The 15,784-nt window shown below is 61.2% G+C and carries 13 protein-coding genes; 10 read left to right on the forward strand and 3 right to left on the reverse strand.

The window, feature by feature from the left end; translation table 11 throughout:
• Positions 1–8: 8 nt before the first annotated feature.
• The gene (bioB, locus tag V5E99_RS00425) at positions 9–1,064 is read right to left on the reverse strand and encodes a biotin synthase BioB (protein WP_499800070.1); all 1,056 of its coding nucleotides are present in this window, start codon (positions 1,062–1,064) and stop codon (positions 9–11) included.
• Positions 1,065–1,218: 154 nt separating this feature from the next.
• Here bioB and V5E99_RS00430 point away from each other — a divergent pair, with 154 nt between their 5' ends.
• From V5E99_RS00430 to rarD, 5 genes are all read left to right on the forward strand, one after another.
• Positions 1,219–1,896, forward strand: a complete 678-nt coding sequence (locus V5E99_RS00430; protein WP_499800072.1) for a ComF family protein — start codon at positions 1,219–1,221, stop codon at positions 1,894–1,896.
• Between the two features lie 170 nt (positions 1,897–2,066).
• Complete coding sequence (locus tag V5E99_RS00435; protein ID WP_499800074.1) at positions 2,067–2,831, forward strand: TOBE domain-containing protein; 765 nt, start codon at positions 2,067–2,069, stop codon at positions 2,829–2,831.
• A 58-nt stretch (positions 2,832–2,889) separates the two neighbouring features.
• A complete protein-coding gene (locus tag V5E99_RS00440; RefSeq protein ID WP_499800076.1) occupies positions 2,890–4,791 on the forward strand; it encodes a PhoX family protein in 1,902 nt (633 codons plus the stop codon).
• A gap of 182 nt (positions 4,792–4,973) precedes the next feature.
• A complete protein-coding gene (locus V5E99_RS00445) occupies positions 4,974–5,948 on the forward strand; it encodes a serine/threonine protein kinase (RefSeq protein ID WP_054616850.1) in 975 nt (324 codons plus the stop codon).
• A gap of 175 nt (positions 5,949–6,123) precedes the next feature.
• Complete coding sequence (rarD, locus tag V5E99_RS00450; protein ID WP_499800077.1) at positions 6,124–7,011, forward strand: EamA family transporter RarD; 888 nt, start codon at positions 6,124–6,126, stop codon at positions 7,009–7,011.
• Between the two features lie 215 nt (positions 7,012–7,226).
• On the opposite strand, the gene V5E99_RS00455 is transcribed toward rarD, so the two are convergent.
• On the reverse strand, positions 7,227–7,745 hold the full coding sequence (locus tag V5E99_RS00455; RefSeq protein ID WP_499800078.1) for a glycine cleavage system transcriptional repressor: 519 nt from the start codon (positions 7,743–7,745) through the stop codon (positions 7,227–7,229).
• 558 nt (positions 7,746–8,303) lie between these two features.
• Between V5E99_RS00455 and V5E99_RS00460 the strand changes: the two genes are divergently transcribed.
• Positions 8,304–10,481, forward strand: a complete 2,178-nt coding sequence (locus V5E99_RS00460; protein ID WP_499800079.1) for a malate synthase G — start codon at positions 8,304–8,306, stop codon at positions 10,479–10,481.
• 151 nt (positions 10,482–10,632) lie between these two features.
• On the opposite strand, the gene V5E99_RS00465 is transcribed toward V5E99_RS00460, so the two are convergent.
• On the reverse strand, positions 10,633–11,079 hold the full coding sequence (locus V5E99_RS00465; protein WP_499800081.1) for a response regulator: 447 nt from the start codon (positions 11,077–11,079) through the stop codon (positions 10,633–10,635).
• A 259-nt stretch (positions 11,080–11,338) separates the two neighbouring features.
• Here V5E99_RS00465 and V5E99_RS00470 point away from each other — a divergent pair, with 259 nt between their 5' ends.
• From V5E99_RS00470 to V5E99_RS00485, 4 genes are all read left to right on the forward strand, one after another.
• Positions 11,339–13,273, forward strand: a complete 1,935-nt coding sequence (locus tag V5E99_RS00470) for a putative nucleotidyltransferase substrate binding domain-containing protein (protein ID WP_499800082.1) — start codon at positions 11,339–11,341, stop codon at positions 13,271–13,273.
• Positions 13,270–13,977, forward strand: a complete 708-nt coding sequence (locus V5E99_RS00475) for a 3'-5' exonuclease (RefSeq protein ID WP_499800084.1) — start codon at positions 13,270–13,272, stop codon at positions 13,975–13,977. The genes V5E99_RS00470 and V5E99_RS00475 overlap by 4 nt, the downstream gene beginning before the upstream one ends.
• Positions 13,978–14,174: 197 nt before the next feature.
• Positions 14,175–14,693, forward strand: coding sequence for an RNA polymerase sigma factor (locus V5E99_RS00480; protein WP_499800086.1), 519 nt, complete (start codon positions 14,175–14,177; stop codon positions 14,691–14,693).
• Positions 14,690–15,661: a FecR domain-containing protein gene (locus tag V5E99_RS00485; RefSeq protein WP_499800089.1), complete on the forward strand. Its 972-nt coding sequence runs from the start codon at positions 14,690–14,692 to the stop codon at positions 15,659–15,661. The genes V5E99_RS00480 and V5E99_RS00485 overlap by 4 nt, the downstream gene beginning before the upstream one ends.
• Positions 15,662–15,784 lie beyond the last annotated feature (123 nt).

Genomic DNA, 15,784 nt, shown 5'->3' on the forward strand with positions numbered 1-15,784 from the left:
GGGAGAAGTCAGACGGCAGCGTTATAGAACTGCTCGCTGCTCTTCTGCTCCACCAGCGCCTGCTCGATAGCCGCTTGATGCACTTCATCGGCATGCTCTTCGCGCGCTTCCGGCAGGATGCCCAGGCGCCCAAACAGTTGCATGTCCTTGTCGGCCTGCGGGTTGGCGGTGGTCAGCAGTTTGTCGCCGTAGAAAATCGAGTTCGCACCGGCGAAGAACGCCAGGGCCTGCATCTGCTCGTTCATCGCTTCGCGGCCGGCGGACAGGCGCACGTGGGATTGCGGCATCAGGATACGGGCGACGGCGAGCATGCGGATAAAGTCGAACGGATCGATGTCTTCGGCATTCTCCAGCGGCGTACCGGCGACTTTCACCAGCATGTTGATCGGCACCGATTCCGGATGCTCCGGCAGGTTGGCCAACTGGATCAGCAGGTTGGCGCGGTCGTCGAGGGACTCGCCCATGCCGAGGATGCCGCCGGAGCAGATCTTCATCCCCGATTCACGCACGTAGGCCAGGGTTTGCAGGCGCTCGCCATAGGTGCGGGTGGTGATGATGCTGCCGTAGAACTCCGGCGAGGTGTCGAGGTTGTGGTTGTAGTAATCGAGACCGGCCTTGGCCAGCGCTTCGGTCTGGTCCTGATCGAGACGACCGAGGGTCATGCAGGTTTCCAGGCCCATGGCTTTCACGCCCTGGACCATTTGCAGCACGTACGGCATGTCTTTGGCCGACGGGTGTTTCCACGCCGCGCCCATGCAGAAACGGGTGGAACCGATGGCCTTGGCGCGGGCAGCCTCTTCGAGGACCTTCTGCACTTCCATCAGTTTTTCTTTTTCCAGGCCGGTGTTGTAGTGACCGGACTGCGGACAATATTTGCAATCTTCCGGGCAGGCGCCGGTTTTGATCGAAAGCAAGGTGGAAACCTGAACGCGGTTAGCGTCGAAATGCGCGCGGTGCACCGTTTGCGCCTGGAACAACAGGTCGTTGAATGGCTGAACGAAGAGTGCTTTGACTTCGGCCAAAGACCAGTCATGACGCAGGGTTGCAGAGGTGCTGGCGCTCATGGGTGTTTCCTTGATTTATGCTTGGCAAGCGACTGGGGGATGGAATACCCACAGGCGCGACACGGATGTTCGGCATATTTAAGGAAGAGCGATGCGCTGTCAACCACGATACGAAGGACTGGTTTACATCTGGTTAAAAAACAAACAATCCTGCTTGTTATGCTCAGAGCCCGCCGACGACACAACACCGATCTGCACAGCCTGCGAAACCGAGCTGCCCTGGCTCGGCGATCAGTGCCAGACCTGCGCCCTGCCGCTGCCCGCGTCCGGCCTGACGTGCGGCCAATGCCTGCAACAACCGCCGGCCTTCGAGCGAGTGGCGGCGCCGTGGCGTTACAGCTTTCCGGTGGACACATTGATCACCCGTTTCAAGCACAACGCGAAGTGGCCGTTTGGCCGCTTGCTCGGCGAACTTCTTGTGCAATTCCTGCAACATCGCTTCGAAGAAGACCTGGAGCGCCCCGATGCGCTGGTCCCGGTGCCGCTGGCCGCAAAACGTCTGCGCCAACGCGGCTTCAACCAGGCGGCGATGCTCGCCCGGTGGCTTAGCGAAGGCCTGAATATTCCCTGCGATGGAACGCTGCTGCGACGAATCCAGGACACCAGCGCCCAACAGGAACTGAAGGCCCAGGCCCGCAAACGCAACCTGCGCAACGCCTTCGCCCTGTCACCCGGCGCAACCATTGCAGGCCGCCACTTGGCGTTGATCGATGACGTGCTGACCACCGGCGCCACTGCGCAAACCCTGGCCCGCTTACTGATGGACGCCGGCGCCGCCCGTGTTGATGTCTATTGCCTGGCCCGCACACCCAAACCCGGCGACACCGCATAACCTTGTGGGAGCGGGCTTGCTCGCGAAGACGGACGGTCATTCAACATTGATGTCGACCGAGTGGACGCTTTCGCGAGCAAGCCCGCTCCCACAGGGATCACCGTCTGACTTGACTCCCGCCGCCCAAGCCGCCAACGTCCTCCCATTGTCACAACCCAAAGCGCCAAACCATGTCCTTGCCCACGTTGTTGTCCCAGCACATTGTCCGCCGCCCGCAGCGCATTGCCCTGCTGCAACACATCGCCGAACAAGGCTCGATCACCCGCGCGGCAAAAGCCGCAGGCCTGAGCTACAAAGCGGCATGGGACGCCATCGATGAGCTGAACAACCTCGCGCAAAAACCGTTGGTGGAACGCAGCGTCGGCGGCAAGGGCGGCGGTGGCGCCAAGTTGTCCGAAGAGGGTCAACGTGTCCTGCGCCTTTATCAAAAGCTCCAAGCGTTACAGGCCCAGGTGCTGGAAGCCGCCGAAGACGCCAGCGACCTGGACCTGCTCGGCCGGCTGATGCTGCGCACCAGTGCGCGCAATCAATTGCACGGCAAAGTGCTGGCGATCGAATCCCAGGGGCGCAACGACCTGATCCGGCTTGAGCTGGCCGCAGGCCTGAGCATCGACGCACAAATCACCCACGACAGCACCCTGCGCCTGGAGCTGCAAACCGGCACTGAAGTGGTGGCCCTGATCAAGGCCGGTTGGCTGGAACTGCTGGCCGCCGACCAGACTGAAACACCTGGCAACAATTGCCTGAAAGGTACGCTGGAGGAAATCCTCGACGCCGAAGACGGCCCCAGCGAAGTGCGCATCGGCCTGCCCAACGGCCAGACACTCTGCGCCCTGGCCGAGCCGCTGCATTTAAGAACCTCCAACCTTGGCGTCGGCCAACCGGTGCGGGTGCAGTTCGCGCCGTCCAACGTGCTGCTCGGGACGCCGCTCTGAAACAAAACCTTCATTGAGGCTCACTAAGGTGACTGCAAAAACCAGCAGGGAGCCTGATGTGAGCCTATTAGAAGAAAACCAACCCACCGACCTGGAACACATGGTCGGCCTCAGCCGTCGTGGTTTTATCAGCGCCGGCGCCCTCTGCGGTGCGGCGATGTTTCTCGGTGGCAACCTGCTGAGTCGCAGCGTGCTGGCCGCCAGTGTCAGTGCCGGTTCGAGCAAACTATTGGGCTTCGACAGCATCGCCGCTGCCACGACCGACGTCATCACGCTGCCGCCGGGCTACAAGTCCTCGGTGTTGATCAGTTGGGGCCAGCCGTTGCAAAAAAACGGTCCGGCCTTCGACCCGAGCGGCAACGGCACCGCCGCCGCCCAGGAAGTCCAGTTTGGCGACAACAACGACGGCATGAGTCTGTTTGAGTTTCCCGGCGAAAAAGACCGGGCGCTGATGGCGATCAACAACGAATACACCAACTACCGCTACCTCTACCCCCACGGCGGCATGCCGCAATCGGCAGACGACGTGCGCAAGGCCCTGGCCTGCGAAGGCGTGTCGGTGATCGAAGTGCAGCGCAAGAACGGCCAATGGCAATTCGTCCAGGGCTCGCGTTACAACCGGCGCATCCACGGCAACTCGCCGCTGCGCCTCAGCGGCCCGGCCGCCGGTCACGACTTGCTCAAGACCAGCGCCGACAAGCACGGCAAGAAAGTCCTCGGCACCTTCCAGAACTGCGCCAACGGCAAGACGCCCTGGGGCACTTACCTGACCTGCGAAGAGAACTTCACCGATTGCTTCGGCAGCAGCAACGCCGAGCAAAAATTTGATGCCGCGCAAAAACGCTACGGCGCCGTCGCCGCGAGCAAAGAGATCAACTGGCATCAACACGACCCGCGCTTCGACCTGGCGAAGAATCCCAACGAACTCAACCGTCACGGCTGGGTGGTGGAAATCGATCCGTTTGATCCGCAATCTACCCCGGTCAAACGCACCGCTTTGGGCCGTTTCAAGCATGAAAATGCGGCCCTGGCGCAAACCCATGACGGTCGCGCCGTGGTCTACATGGGCGACGATGAGCGCGGCGAGTTCATCTATAAATTCGTCAGCCGCGACAAGATCAACCCCCCCAATCCCAAGGCCAACCGTGACCTGCTGGACCACGGCACCTTATATGTCGCGCGTTTCGATGCCGGCGACGGCAACGCCGATCACCCGAAAGGCCAGGGCCAGTGGATCGAACTGACCCACGGCAAAAACGGCATCGACGCCAGCAGCGGTTTTGCCGATCAGGCCGAAGTGCTGATTCACGCGCGACTGGCCGCCAGCGTCGTCACAGCTACGCGCATGGACCGCCCGGAATGGATCGTCGTCAGCCCCAAGGACGGCCAGGTTTATTGCACCCTGACCAACAACGCCAAGCGCGGCGAAGACGGCCAGCCGGTGGGCGGGCCGAATCCTCGGGAGAAGAACGTTTACGGGCAGATCCTGCGCTGGCGCACCGACCGTGATGATCACGGTTCGAACAGCTTCGCCTGGGACCTGTTTGTGGTCGCCGGCAACCCTGGCGTGCATGCCGGCACGCCGAAGGGTGGTTCGTCGAACATCACGCCGCAGAACATGTTCAACAGCCCCGACGGCTTGGGCTTCGACAAGGCCGGGCGCTTGTGGATTCTCACCGATGGCGACTCGAGCAATGCCGGCGACTTCGCGGGCATGGGCAACAACCAGATGCTGTGCGCCGATCCGGTGACCGGGGAAATCCGCCGCTTTATGGTCGGGCCGGTTGGCTGCGAGGTGACGGGGATCAGCTTCTCGCCGGATCAGAAGACGCTGTTTGTCGGCATTCAGCATCCGGGGGAGAACGGTGGCTCGACGTTCCCCGAGCACCTGCCGAATGGCAAGCCACGGTCGTCGGTGATGGCCATTACCCGTGAGGACGGCGGGGTCGTCGGCGCCTGATCCGGCCTCTTCGCGGGCAAGCCTCGCTCCTACAGGGTTACGCAGATTCCTTGTAGGAGCGAGGCTTGCCCGCGAAGGCGCCCGCGCGGTCAACACCCATCTCAACCCCAACCACTATAGAAGCCCCGTCTGCGCTACCATGCTTGGCCGGACGCGGCAGCCTGCTGCGCGCAGGAGTCAGCATGGCCCACCCGTTTGCAACCCTCACCCCAGACCTCGTGCTCGATGCCGTCGAAAGCATCGGCTTTCTCAGCGACGCGCGCATTCTGGCGCTCAACAGCTACGAAAACCGCGTCTACCAGGTCGGCATCGAAGACTCCGAACCGCTGATCGCCAAGTTCTACCGCCCGCAGCGCTGGACCAACGAAGCGATTCTCGAAGAACACCAATTCACCTTCGAACTCGCCGAATGCGATGTGCCGGTGGTCGCGCCGATGATTCACAACGGCGCCAGCCTGCATGAACACGCCGGGTTCCGCTTCACCCTGTTCCCGCGCCGTGGCGGCCGCGCGCCGGAGCCGGGCAATCTGGATCAGTTGTATCGCCTCGGCCAATTGCTCGGGCGCCTGCACGCCGTCGGCGCGACCAAACCGTTCGAACACCGTGAAGCACTGGGCGTGAAGAACTTCGGGCACGATTCGCTGAACACGTTGCTCGAAGGCAATTTCGTCCCGAAAAGTTTGCTGCCGGCCTACGAGTCCGTGGCCCGCGACCTGCTCAAGCGAGTGGAAGAGGTTTACAAAGCCACGCCGCACCAGAACATCCGCATGCACGGCGATTGCCACCCCGGCAACATGATGTGCCGCGACGAGATGTTCCACATCGTCGACCTCGACGACTGCCGCATGGGGCCGGCGGTGCAGGACATCTGGATGATGCTCGCCGGCGATCGTCAGGAATGTCTCGGTCAGTTGTCGGAATTGATGGACGGCTATAACGAGTTTCACGACTTCGATCCACGGGAACTGGCGCTGATCGAACCGTTGCGCGCGTTGCGCCTGATGCACTACAGCGCCTGGCTCGCCCGTCGCTGGGACGACCCGGCGTTCCCGCATAGCTTTCCGTGGTTCGGCAGTGAGCGCTATTGGGGCGATCAGGTGTTGGCGTTACGTGAACAACTGTCGGCGCTCAACGAAGAACCCCTGAAACTCTTCTAACCCCGCAATCCCCTGTAGGAGCGAGGCTTGCCCGCGAAGACGGACTCACACTCACCGATGATGTCGACTGTGATGATGCCTTCGCGGGCAAGCCTCGCTCCTACAAGGGATCAGCATATCGCGACAAATCTCCTTACAATCCGCTCTTTGTTAGCTGCCTAAGCAAGGATTCTTCATGCAAGCCGCCAACCCGCGTCGCGGGTACATCCTGGGTCTGAGTGCCTACATCATCTGGGGACTTTTCCCCATCTACTTCAAAGCCATCGCCTCGGTACCGGCCGTAGAAATCATCATCCACCGAGTGCTCTGGTCCGCGCTGTTCGGCACCTTGTTGCTGATGGTCTGGAAACACCCGGGCTGGTGGCGCGAGCTGCGTGACAACCCCAAACGCCTGGCGATCCTGGCCCTGAGCGGCACGCTGATCGCCGCCAACTGGCTGACCTACGTCTGGTCGGTGAACAACGGACGGATGCTCGAAGCCAGTCTCGGTTACTACATCAACCCGCTGGTAAACGTGTTGCTGGGGATGTTGATTCTCGGCGAACGGCTGCGGCGCATGCAGTGGCTGGCGGTAGCGCTCGCCGCCATTGGCGTGGCGCAGCAGGTGTGGCAGGTCGGCAGTCTGCCGTGGGTGTCGCTGGTGCTGGCGCTGACCTTTGGTTTCTACGGATTGATCCGCAAGCAAGCGCCGGTCAAAGCGCTGCCGGGGCTGGTGGTGGAAACCTGGATGCTGGTGCCGATTGCCATCGCCTGGTTGCTGTTCAATCAGACCGCTACCAGCGCGCAGCCTGAGTTCTGGACCACCTCCCAAGCCTGGTGGCTGGTGGCGGCCGGTCCGGTGACGCTGGTGCCGCTGGTGTGTTTCAACGCGGCTGCACGGCATTTGCCCTACACCACCCTGGGATTTCTCCAGTACACGGCGCCGACATTGGTGCTGCTGCAAGCCGTCCTGCTGTTTGGTGAAAAAATGGCGCCCAGCACGCTGGCGGCGTTCATCTTTATCTGGGCCGGCCTGGCGGTTTACAGCGTCGATGCGGTGATCAGCATGCGTCGGCGCCGCTGATCAGAAAACGTACAAACCTCTACAGGCCACGTTCTCCGTGGCCTGCATCAATCCTTCCCAAGGTTATCCACAGCGTGATCCCCGCCGTTTGTGCGCAACTTGTTGAAACTGCTGGTTTTTTGATCAGATCCTGAAGAGCCCCGGCCGGCGTGGCCTGGGGGCGAGTCTCTACAGGTTATCCACAGGCGGGTGCACGTATAACTTGGATAACACGGCTAGGGATCGCTGCGCAGGACCAATTCAACCATCAGGTCATCGGCCAGGGTTTCCAGGCGCGATTGCAGCACGTCCAGGGACAAGGTCAGCGGCACGGCCAGAATCGCTTCGGCGTGGAACAACGGCTCGCTGCTCATCGGTGCCGGGCGCACTTCGGTGACCAGACGCTCCAGGTTCACGCCCTGCTCGCTCAATAAACGCGTGATGTCGCGCACAATCCCCGGCCGGTCATTGCCCACCAGTTCCATGGCGATCGGTTTCCAGGTGCAGGATTGTTCGATACCGCTTTCAGCGATCAATACGCGAATGCCTTGGGCGGACAACGCTTGCAGGGCATCGACCAATTCGTCGTAGGCCTCGGCCGGCACGCCCACCCGAAGAATCCCGGCGAACTGCCCGGCCATGCGCGACATGCGGCTTTCCAGCCAGTTGCCGCCATGCTCGGCGATGCACTGGGCAATGCGCTCGACCTGCCCTGCCTTGTCCGGCGCGAAAACGGTGAGTACGAGGTGGTCCATGGCGCAGCCCTCTTTTGTTATTGAAAAAGAAGTATAGGCAAGGGTTGTTTCGGTGTTGAATCGGCTGACGCCTTCGCGGGCAAGCCTCGCTCCTACAGGGCCGTGGACAAATCACAGGAACGGCTCCCGACCTGTAGGAGCGAGGCTTGCCCGCGAACGCAACACCGCCAATCACACTGCCAAAACACAAATCGTGTACAAGTTTTTATATTTAGCTGGAACAATCCAATAGTTTTTTGAGAACATCCTGTTCCCCGGCGTGACTGCAATGCGTCACGGGGTCGCAGAACGACGTAATTAGTCTAATTTTCACAACCGCAATTCATCATGTAGTATGCCGCAGCGCGCACTACATAACGTTGGATCGATGTCTGCCACCGGCACACTCGCAACCCTGAAAGCCCCGTCAGCAAGGCCTCCAAGCCGTTGATTGGACCGAACCCAGCCGCCCGCGAGGGCATGTACTGGCGGACGGGTTTGTGGTTTAAATGGCCAGAGGCTTCATTGTCAAAATTGAAGAGCTGAAAAGCGAAATAGCTGAGCAGAGTGAGGCAAGCAATGACTGAACACGTTCAAGTCGGTGGCCTGCAGGTCGCCAAAGTCCTGTTCGACTTCGTGAACAACGAAGCCATTCCCGGTACCGGCCTCACCGCCGATAAGTTCTGGGCCGGTGCCGACAAGGTCATTCATGACCTGGCGCCGAAGAACAAAGCCCTACTCGCCAAACGCGATGATTTCCAGGCTCGTATCGACGGCTGGCACCAGTCCCGTGCCGGTCAGGCGCACGACGCCGTGGCTTATAAAGCCTTCCTGCAAGACATCGGTTATCTGCTGCCAGAAGCGGCCGATTTCCAGGCCACGACGCAAAACGTCGATGACGAAATCGCCCGAATGGCCGGCCCGCAACTGGTGGTGCCGGTGATGAACGCGCGTTTCGCGCTCAATGCCTCGAACGCCCGCTGGGGTTCGCTGTACGACGCGCTCTACGGCACCGACGCCATCAGCGAAGCTGACGGCGCGGAAAAAGGCAAAGGCTACAACAAGGTTCGCGGCGACAAGGTCATCGCCTTCGCCCGCGCCTTCCTCGACGAAGCGGCGCCATTGGCCGCCGGCACTCACGTCGATTCCACCGGCTACACCATCGTTGACGGCAAACTGGTGGTCGCCCTTAAAGGTGGCAGCAACACCGGCCTGCGCAACGACGCGCAACTGATCGGTTTCCACGGCGACGCTTCGGCACCGACCGCGATCCTGCTGAAAAACAACGGCCTGCATTTCGAAATCCAGGTCGATGCCAGCACCCCGGTCGGCCAGACCGACGCCGCCGGCATCAAAGACATCCTGATGGAAGCCGCGCTGACCACCATCATGGACTGCGAAGACTCCGTCGCCGCCGTCGATGCCGATGACAAAGTGGTGATCTACCGCAACTGGCTCGGCCTGATGAAGGGCGACCTGTCGGAAGAAGTCGCCAAGGGCGGCAAGACCTTTACCCGCACCATGAACGCCGACCGCACTTACACCGGCGTCGATGGCAAGGAACTGAGCCTGCACGGTCGTTCGCTGCTGTTCGTGCGCAACGTTGGCCACTTGATGACCATCGACGCGATCCTCGACAGCCATGGCAATGAAGTGCCAGAAGGCATCCTAGATGGCCTGATCACCAGTCTGACAGCGATCCACAGCCTCAACGGCCACAACTCGCGCAAGAACAGCCGCACCGGCTCGGTCTACATCGTGAAGCCGAAGATGCACGGCCCGGAAGAAGCCGCGTTCACCAACGAGCTGTTCGGGCGCATCGAAGACGTGCTCGACCTGCCGCGCAATACGCTGAAAGTCGGGATCATGGACGAGGAGCGCCGCACTACGGTCAACCTCAAGGCCTGCATCAAGGCTGCCAGCGAGCGCGTGGTGTTCATCAACACCGGTTTCCTCGACCGTACGGGCGATGAAATCCACACCTCCATGGAAGCCGGCCCGATGGTGCGCAAGGCCGACATGAAGGCCGAGAAGTGGATCGGCGCCTACGAAAACTGGAACGTCGATATCGGTTTGAGCACCGGCCTGCAAGGTCGCGCCCAGATCGGTAAAGGCATGTGGGCCATGCCCGACCTGATGGCGGCGATGCTTGAACAGAAAATCGCTCACCCACTGGCCGGCGCCAACACCGCTTGGGTGCCTTCGCCGACCGCCGCTGCACTGCACGCGCTGCACTACCACAAGGTTGACGTGTTCGCCCGTCAGGCCGAACTGGCTAAACGTGCCCGCGCTTCCGTGGACGACATCCTGACCATCCCGCTGGCCGTCAACCCGAACTGGACGCCCGAGCAGATCAAGAACGAACTGGACAACAACGCCCAGGGCATTCTCGGTTACGTGGTGCGCTGGATCGACCAAGGCGTCGGTTGCTCGAAAGTGCCGGACATCAACGATGTCGGCCTGATGGAAGACCGTGCAACGCTGCGGATTTCCAGCCAGCACATCGCCAACTGGTTGCGCCATGGCATCGTCACTGAAGCGCAAGTGATGGAAAGCCTCAAGCGCATGGCGCCGGTGGTTGACCGTCAAAACGCCAACGACGCGCTGTACCGTCCGCTGGCACCGAACTTCGACAGCAACATCGCCTTCCAGGCGGCGGTCGAGTTGGTGATCGAAGGCACCCAGCAGCCGAACGGTTACACCGAGCCGGTTCTGCACCGTCGTCGTCGCGAGTTCAAGGCTGCCAATGGCCTGTAACTGAGCGCTGATGCCGGACATGAAAAAGCCCTGATCTTTCGGTCAGGGCTTTTTTTTGAAAGCAAAATCAAAAGATCGCAGCCTTCGGCAGCTCCTACACAGGATTGTGTACACCTGTGGGAGCTGCCGAAGGCTGCGATCTTTTAGCCGTTCACAAATCCATCCCCAACTCATGCTTGACCAGCGCCAGCAACTTGCCGGTATCAATCGGCTTGAGCAGGAAATCCACCACGCTCAAATGCATGGCGGCAATCGCGTCCTTCACGTCGGCATCGCCGGACACAATGATGATCGGCATCGCCGCGCGGACCGACTCACGCACCTGGCGGATCAGGTCCAGACCATCCACATGACCCATCCGCAGATCGGTGATCACCAGGCCTATCGCAGGCTTCTCGTCCAGCATCTTGAGTGCCGTCTCGCCACTGGCGGCCGTCATGCAACGAATGCCATCGAGTGCAAGAATCTCCGACAGCAGTTCGCGAGCGTCTTTGTCGTCGTCAACGATCAAGACCCGCTGTGGCGGAAGATCGGGTTCCTGCATGATCGCACTGAGCGCCTCGCGCTCGGCGTCACTCAAAATATCGTGGTCGGACATGGCTTTCTCTACGTATTCAATTCAATCCCCTAGCACAGTGGTCAGACATCGCTAAGCAGAGCTTCAATGTGCACTTCGTCGGATATTTTTCCTAGAGGCAAATTGAGACGTTTTCCAACAGCCTGTGTAGGTCATCTCTGAAATATAGACATACACACCGACTACCTAGACTTACGTCCAATGGGCACCCTGACCGCAGGGGCCGACCATGGCTGAACGATCCGACAACAACAATTCGAAAAAGACTGCGGTAATAGTGATGAGTAAAGCGGACGCCTTCACCCAGGCAGGGAAAACCGCGGTGTTGCAGAACATTCAGGGCACTTTGCAATTCCTCCAGCGTTTCCCGCCTTTCAATCAGATGGAACATGCCCACCTGGCCTACCTGGTGGAGCAATGCCAACTGCGTTTCTACGGCCCCGGCGAGAGCATCATCAAACCCGCCGACGGTCCGGTCGAGCATTTCTACATCGTCAAACAGGGCCGGGTGGTGGGCGAGCGCCCGCACACAGCCAAGGGCGGCACCGAAACCACGTTCGAAATCACCACCGGCGAGTGTTTCCCCCTCGCCGCGTTGCTCGGCGAACGGGCGACCCGCACCGAACACCTGGCCGCCGAAGACACCTTTTGCCTGCAACTGAACAAACTGGCGTTCATCAAGCTGTTCGCGCTCTCCAGCACGTTTCGTGATTTTGCCCTGCGCGGGGTCAGCAGCCTCTTGGATCAGGTCAACCAGCAGGTCCAGCAAAAAGCCGTGGAAACCCTCGGCACTCAGTACTCGCTGAACACCCGGCTCGGCGAATTGGCCATGCGCCACCCGGTGACCTGCAACCCGGCCACACCGCTGCGCGAGGCCGTGACCCTGATGCACGAGCAGCAGGTCGGCAGCATCGTGATCGTCGACGAACACAAAGCACCGCTGGGGATTTTCACCCTGCGCGATCTGCGCCATGTAGTGGCGCAGGGCACCAACGACTTCAACGAAGCCATTGAACGGCACATGACCCAGGCGCCGTTTTTCCTGTCACCGGATCACAGCGCGTTCGACGCGGCGATTGCCATGACCGAGCGGCACATCGCCCACGTCTGCCTGGTCAAGGACCAGCGGCTGTGCGGCGTGGTGTCCGAGCGGGATCTGTTTTCCCTGCAACGGGTCGATCTGGTGCACCTGGCGCGGACCATTCGCAGCGCGCAGAAAGTCGAAAACCTGGTGGCGATGCGCGGCGAGATCGGCCAACTGGTGGAGCGCATGCTGGCCCACGGCGCGTCTTCGACCCAGATCACCCACATCATCACCCTGCTCAACGACCACACCGTGTGTCGGGTGATCGAGCTGACCCTGGCCGAGAAAGGCGACCCGGGCATCCCGTTCAGTTGGTTGTGCTTCGGCAGCGAAGGCCGGCGCGAGCAGACGCTGCACACCGATCAGGACAACGGCATTTTGTTCGAAGCCAAGGACGCGGCCCACGCGGCGGAGATTCGCGGCAAGCTGTTGCCCATCGCCCAGCAGATCAACCAGAGCCTGGCGCTCTGCGGCTTCACCCTGTGCAAGGGCAACATCATGGCCGGCAACCCGGAGCTGTGTTTGTCCCGGGCCGAATGGGCACGGCGCTTCGCGGCATTTATTCGCGAAGCAACACCGGAGAACCTGTTGGGTTCGAGCATCTATTTCGACTTGCGGGTGGTCTGGGGCGACGAGCAGAGCTGCGAGCAACTGCGTCGGGGGATTCTCGATCAGGTAGCGGACAACCGTTTGTTCCAGCGGATGATGGCCGAGAATGCGTTGCGCAACCGCCCGCCCGTAGGACGTTTCCGTGAATTTGTACTGGCACGCAAGAATGGCGAGAAAGCCACGCTGGACCTGAAAGTCCAGGGGCTGACGCCGTTTGTCGACGGCGCCCGATTGCTTGCGCTGGCCAATGGCATCGAGGCCAACAACACCCTGGAACGCTTCCGCCAACTGGTGGAAAAAGAGGTTATCGAGCGGCTCGACGGCGCGGCGTATGAAGAGGCGTATCACTTCATCCAGCAAACCCGCATGCAGCAACATCAGCTACAGACCCGGGAGAACTTGCCCTACTCCAACCGCGTCGATCCCGACAGCCTCAATCATCTGGACCGGCGCATCCTGCGCGAATCCCTGCGTCAGGCCCAACGCCTGCAAAGCAGCCTGACCCTGCGGTATCAGCTATGAGCCTGTTTTCCTGGCTGCGCCCGGCGGGCCCGTTACTGCCCGAAGACCTGCAACACCGCCTGCTGCGCTTGCCGACGGTTGCCGAGTTGAGTGAATGCAGCCTGCGCGAGCAGCGCTGGGTGGTGCTGGACCTGGAAACCACCGGGCTGAACCTGAACAAGGATCGGGTGCTGTCCATCGGCGCGGTGGTGATCGAGGACGGCGCGATCGATTTCAGTCAGCAATTCGAACGCACACTGCAATGCGCCGACATGAAACTGGCGCCGAGCGTGTTGATTCATGGTTTGGGACCCAGCGCGATTGCTGCCGGCAGTGACCCGGCTCAAGCGCTGATCGAGTTCATGGAGTTTGTCGGCGACAGCCCGGTGCTGGCGTTTCATGCGCCGTTCGATCAACACATGCTCGGGCGCGCGTTGAAGGATCATCTGGGCTACAAGTTGCAGCATCCGTTTCTGGATGTGGCCGACATCGCGCCGCTGCTCTGTCCCCAGGCGCACATCCGCGAGGCCGGGCTGGATGAGTGGATCGACTGGTTCAAACTGGAAGTGTTCGAACGGCACAACGCCAGCGCCGATGCGTTGGCCACCGCCGAATTGGCTCTGATCCTGTTCAGCCGGGCGCGGCAGCAGCAGATTCATAGCCCGTTGAACTTGCAGCAGCGGATCAGCCAGTGGAAGCGCCGACAGCGCGCGCCCTCCTTTTAGATACCCCCTGTAGGAGCTGCCGAAGGCTGCGATCTTTTGATCTTGAAAAATCGAAGTCAAAAGATCGCAGCCTTCGGCAGCTCCTACGGGGTCCGGCCGTATCGTCACCCGACCAGCGCCAATTGCTTACCTCCCCCGCCTCTGCCAGAATCGCGAACAATTCTCGTTAGTTAATACTTCCCAATCGGTGATGCTACGTGTCGTCAGCCCAAAGCCCCCACAGCGAGCTCGTTGGTGCGTTATATCGCGACCATCGCGGCTATCTATTGGCGTGGCTGCGACGCAACGTGGCATGTCCGCAGCGGGCGGAAGACCTGAGCCAGGACACTTTCGTGCGCCTGCTGGGGCGTGACGAACTCAACGAACCGCGCGAGCCACGGGCGTTTCTGGTGGCGATTGCCAAGGGCCTGCTGTTCGATTATTTCCGCCGCGCCGCGCTGGAACAGGCTTACCTCACCGAACTGATGCTGATCCCCGAAGGCGAACAACCGTCGGTGGAAGAACAGCAAATGATCCTCGAAGACCTCAAGGCTATCGACCGTCTGCTGGGCAAACTCTCGAGCAAGGCCCGGGCGGCATTCCTCTACAACCGCCTCGATGGCCTCAGCCATGCACAAATCGCCGAGAAACTCGGCGTCTCGGTGCCGCGCGTGCGTCAGTACCTGGCCCAAGGGATTCGCCAGTGCTACATCGCGCTGTACGGTGAACCGGTATGAGCCCGGTCAGCTCCAAACCGGTGTCGGCGCAGGTGCTGGACGCGGCGATTGCCTGGCAATTGTCCCTGGACTCCGGCAACCCGATCGAGCGCGAAGAGTTCGCCAAATGGCACGCCGCCCACGAGGAACATGCCCGCGCCTGGCGCCAACTGGGGATGCTCGATCAACGTTTCAGCGTCGCCAGCGGCCCGGCCCGCACGGCGTTGCTGCAATCGCGCGAGGGCATTCGGCGGCGGGTGCGCAAACTCGGTAGCGGCCTGGCCAGCGTTGTTGCGGTGATCGGGTTGGCGCTGTTTGTCGGGGATCGTTACCTGCCCGTCGACTATTGGCTGGCCGACCAGCGCACCGCGACCGGCGAGCAACGCACCCTGCGCCTGGCCGACGGCACCGTGATCAACCTCAACACCCACAGCGCCGTGGACGTGCGTTTCGATGAGAAGCAGCGGCGGATCATTCTTCAGGAAGGGGAAATCCTCGTTGAAACCGGTCATGGCGATGCCCGGCCGTTTATCGTCGAAACCCGCGAAGGCAGCATGCGCGCACTCGGCACGCGGTTCCTGGTCAAGCGTGAAGACAAAGGCACGCGCCTGAGTGTGTTGAAGTCAGCGGTGGCGGCCCATCCCGAGTCGAGCCCGGAAGAGCAGATCCTGCGCGAAGGCCAGCAAGTGCTGATGCGCAGCAATGGTCTGGGCCCAATCGTCGCGCTCAACCTCGGTGCCGACGCCTGGACTCGCGGCATGCTGGTGGTGGACAACGCCCGGCTGGAAGACCTGGTGCACGAACTCGGTCGCTACCGGCGCGGATATTTGGGCGTGGCGCCGGAGATTGCCGACCTGCGGATCACCGGCAGCTTCCCGCTGAATGACACGGACAAGGCGTTGAGCGCGCTGCTGCCGACGTTGCCGGTGCAGATTGAGCAGCACACGCCGTGGTGGGTGACGGTGGCGAAGGCTGATCCCAAGCCCTGAGAATTGCGGTGACTGACCTGACGTCTTCGCGGGCAAGCCTTGCTCCTACGGGGTTTGTGTCGACCGGGAACTCCGCGAACGACACAAAACCCGTAGGAGCAAGGCTTGCCCGCGAAGGCGTCG

Source organism: Janthinobacterium sp. LPB2021202312-11-4 (genome assembly GCF_037049705.1).
In the GTDB taxonomy this organism is placed as follows: domain Bacteria; phylum Pseudomonadota; class Gammaproteobacteria; order Pseudomonadales; family Pseudomonadaceae; genus Aquipseudomonas.

Excerpts from the sequence above, each read along its gene's own strand:
- bioB (WP_499800070.1), bottom strand. The coding sequence starts at position 1,064 with ATGAGCGCCAGCACCTCTGCAACCCTGCGTCATGACTGGTCTTTGGCC.
- V5E99_RS00435 (WP_499800074.1), top strand. The coding sequence starts at position 2,067 with ATGTCCTTGCCCACGTTGTTGTCCCAGCACATTGTCCGCCGCCCGCAG.
- V5E99_RS00445 (WP_054616850.1), top strand. The coding sequence starts at position 4,974 with ATGGCCCACCCGTTTGCAACCCTCACCCCAGACCTCGTGCTCGATGCC.
- rarD (WP_499800077.1), top strand. The coding sequence starts at position 6,124 with ATGCAAGCCGCCAACCCGCGTCGCGGGTACATCCTGGGTCTGAGTGCC.
- V5E99_RS00455 (WP_499800078.1), bottom strand. The coding sequence starts at position 7,745 with ATGGACCACCTCGTACTCACCGTTTTCGCGCCGGACAAGGCAGGGCAG.
- V5E99_RS00460 (WP_499800079.1), top strand. The coding sequence starts at position 8,304 with ATGACTGAACACGTTCAAGTCGGTGGCCTGCAGGTCGCCAAAGTCCTG.
- V5E99_RS00465 (WP_499800081.1), bottom strand. The coding sequence starts at position 11,079 with ATGTCCGACCACGATATTTTGAGTGACGCCGAGCGCGAGGCGCTCAGT.
- V5E99_RS00470 (WP_499800082.1), top strand. The coding sequence starts at position 11,339 with ATGAGTAAAGCGGACGCCTTCACCCAGGCAGGGAAAACCGCGGTGTTG.
- V5E99_RS00475 (WP_499800084.1), top strand. The coding sequence starts at position 13,270 with ATGAGCCTGTTTTCCTGGCTGCGCCCGGCGGGCCCGTTACTGCCCGAA.
- V5E99_RS00485 (WP_499800089.1), top strand. The coding sequence starts at position 14,690 with ATGAGCCCGGTCAGCTCCAAACCGGTGTCGGCGCAGGTGCTGGACGCG.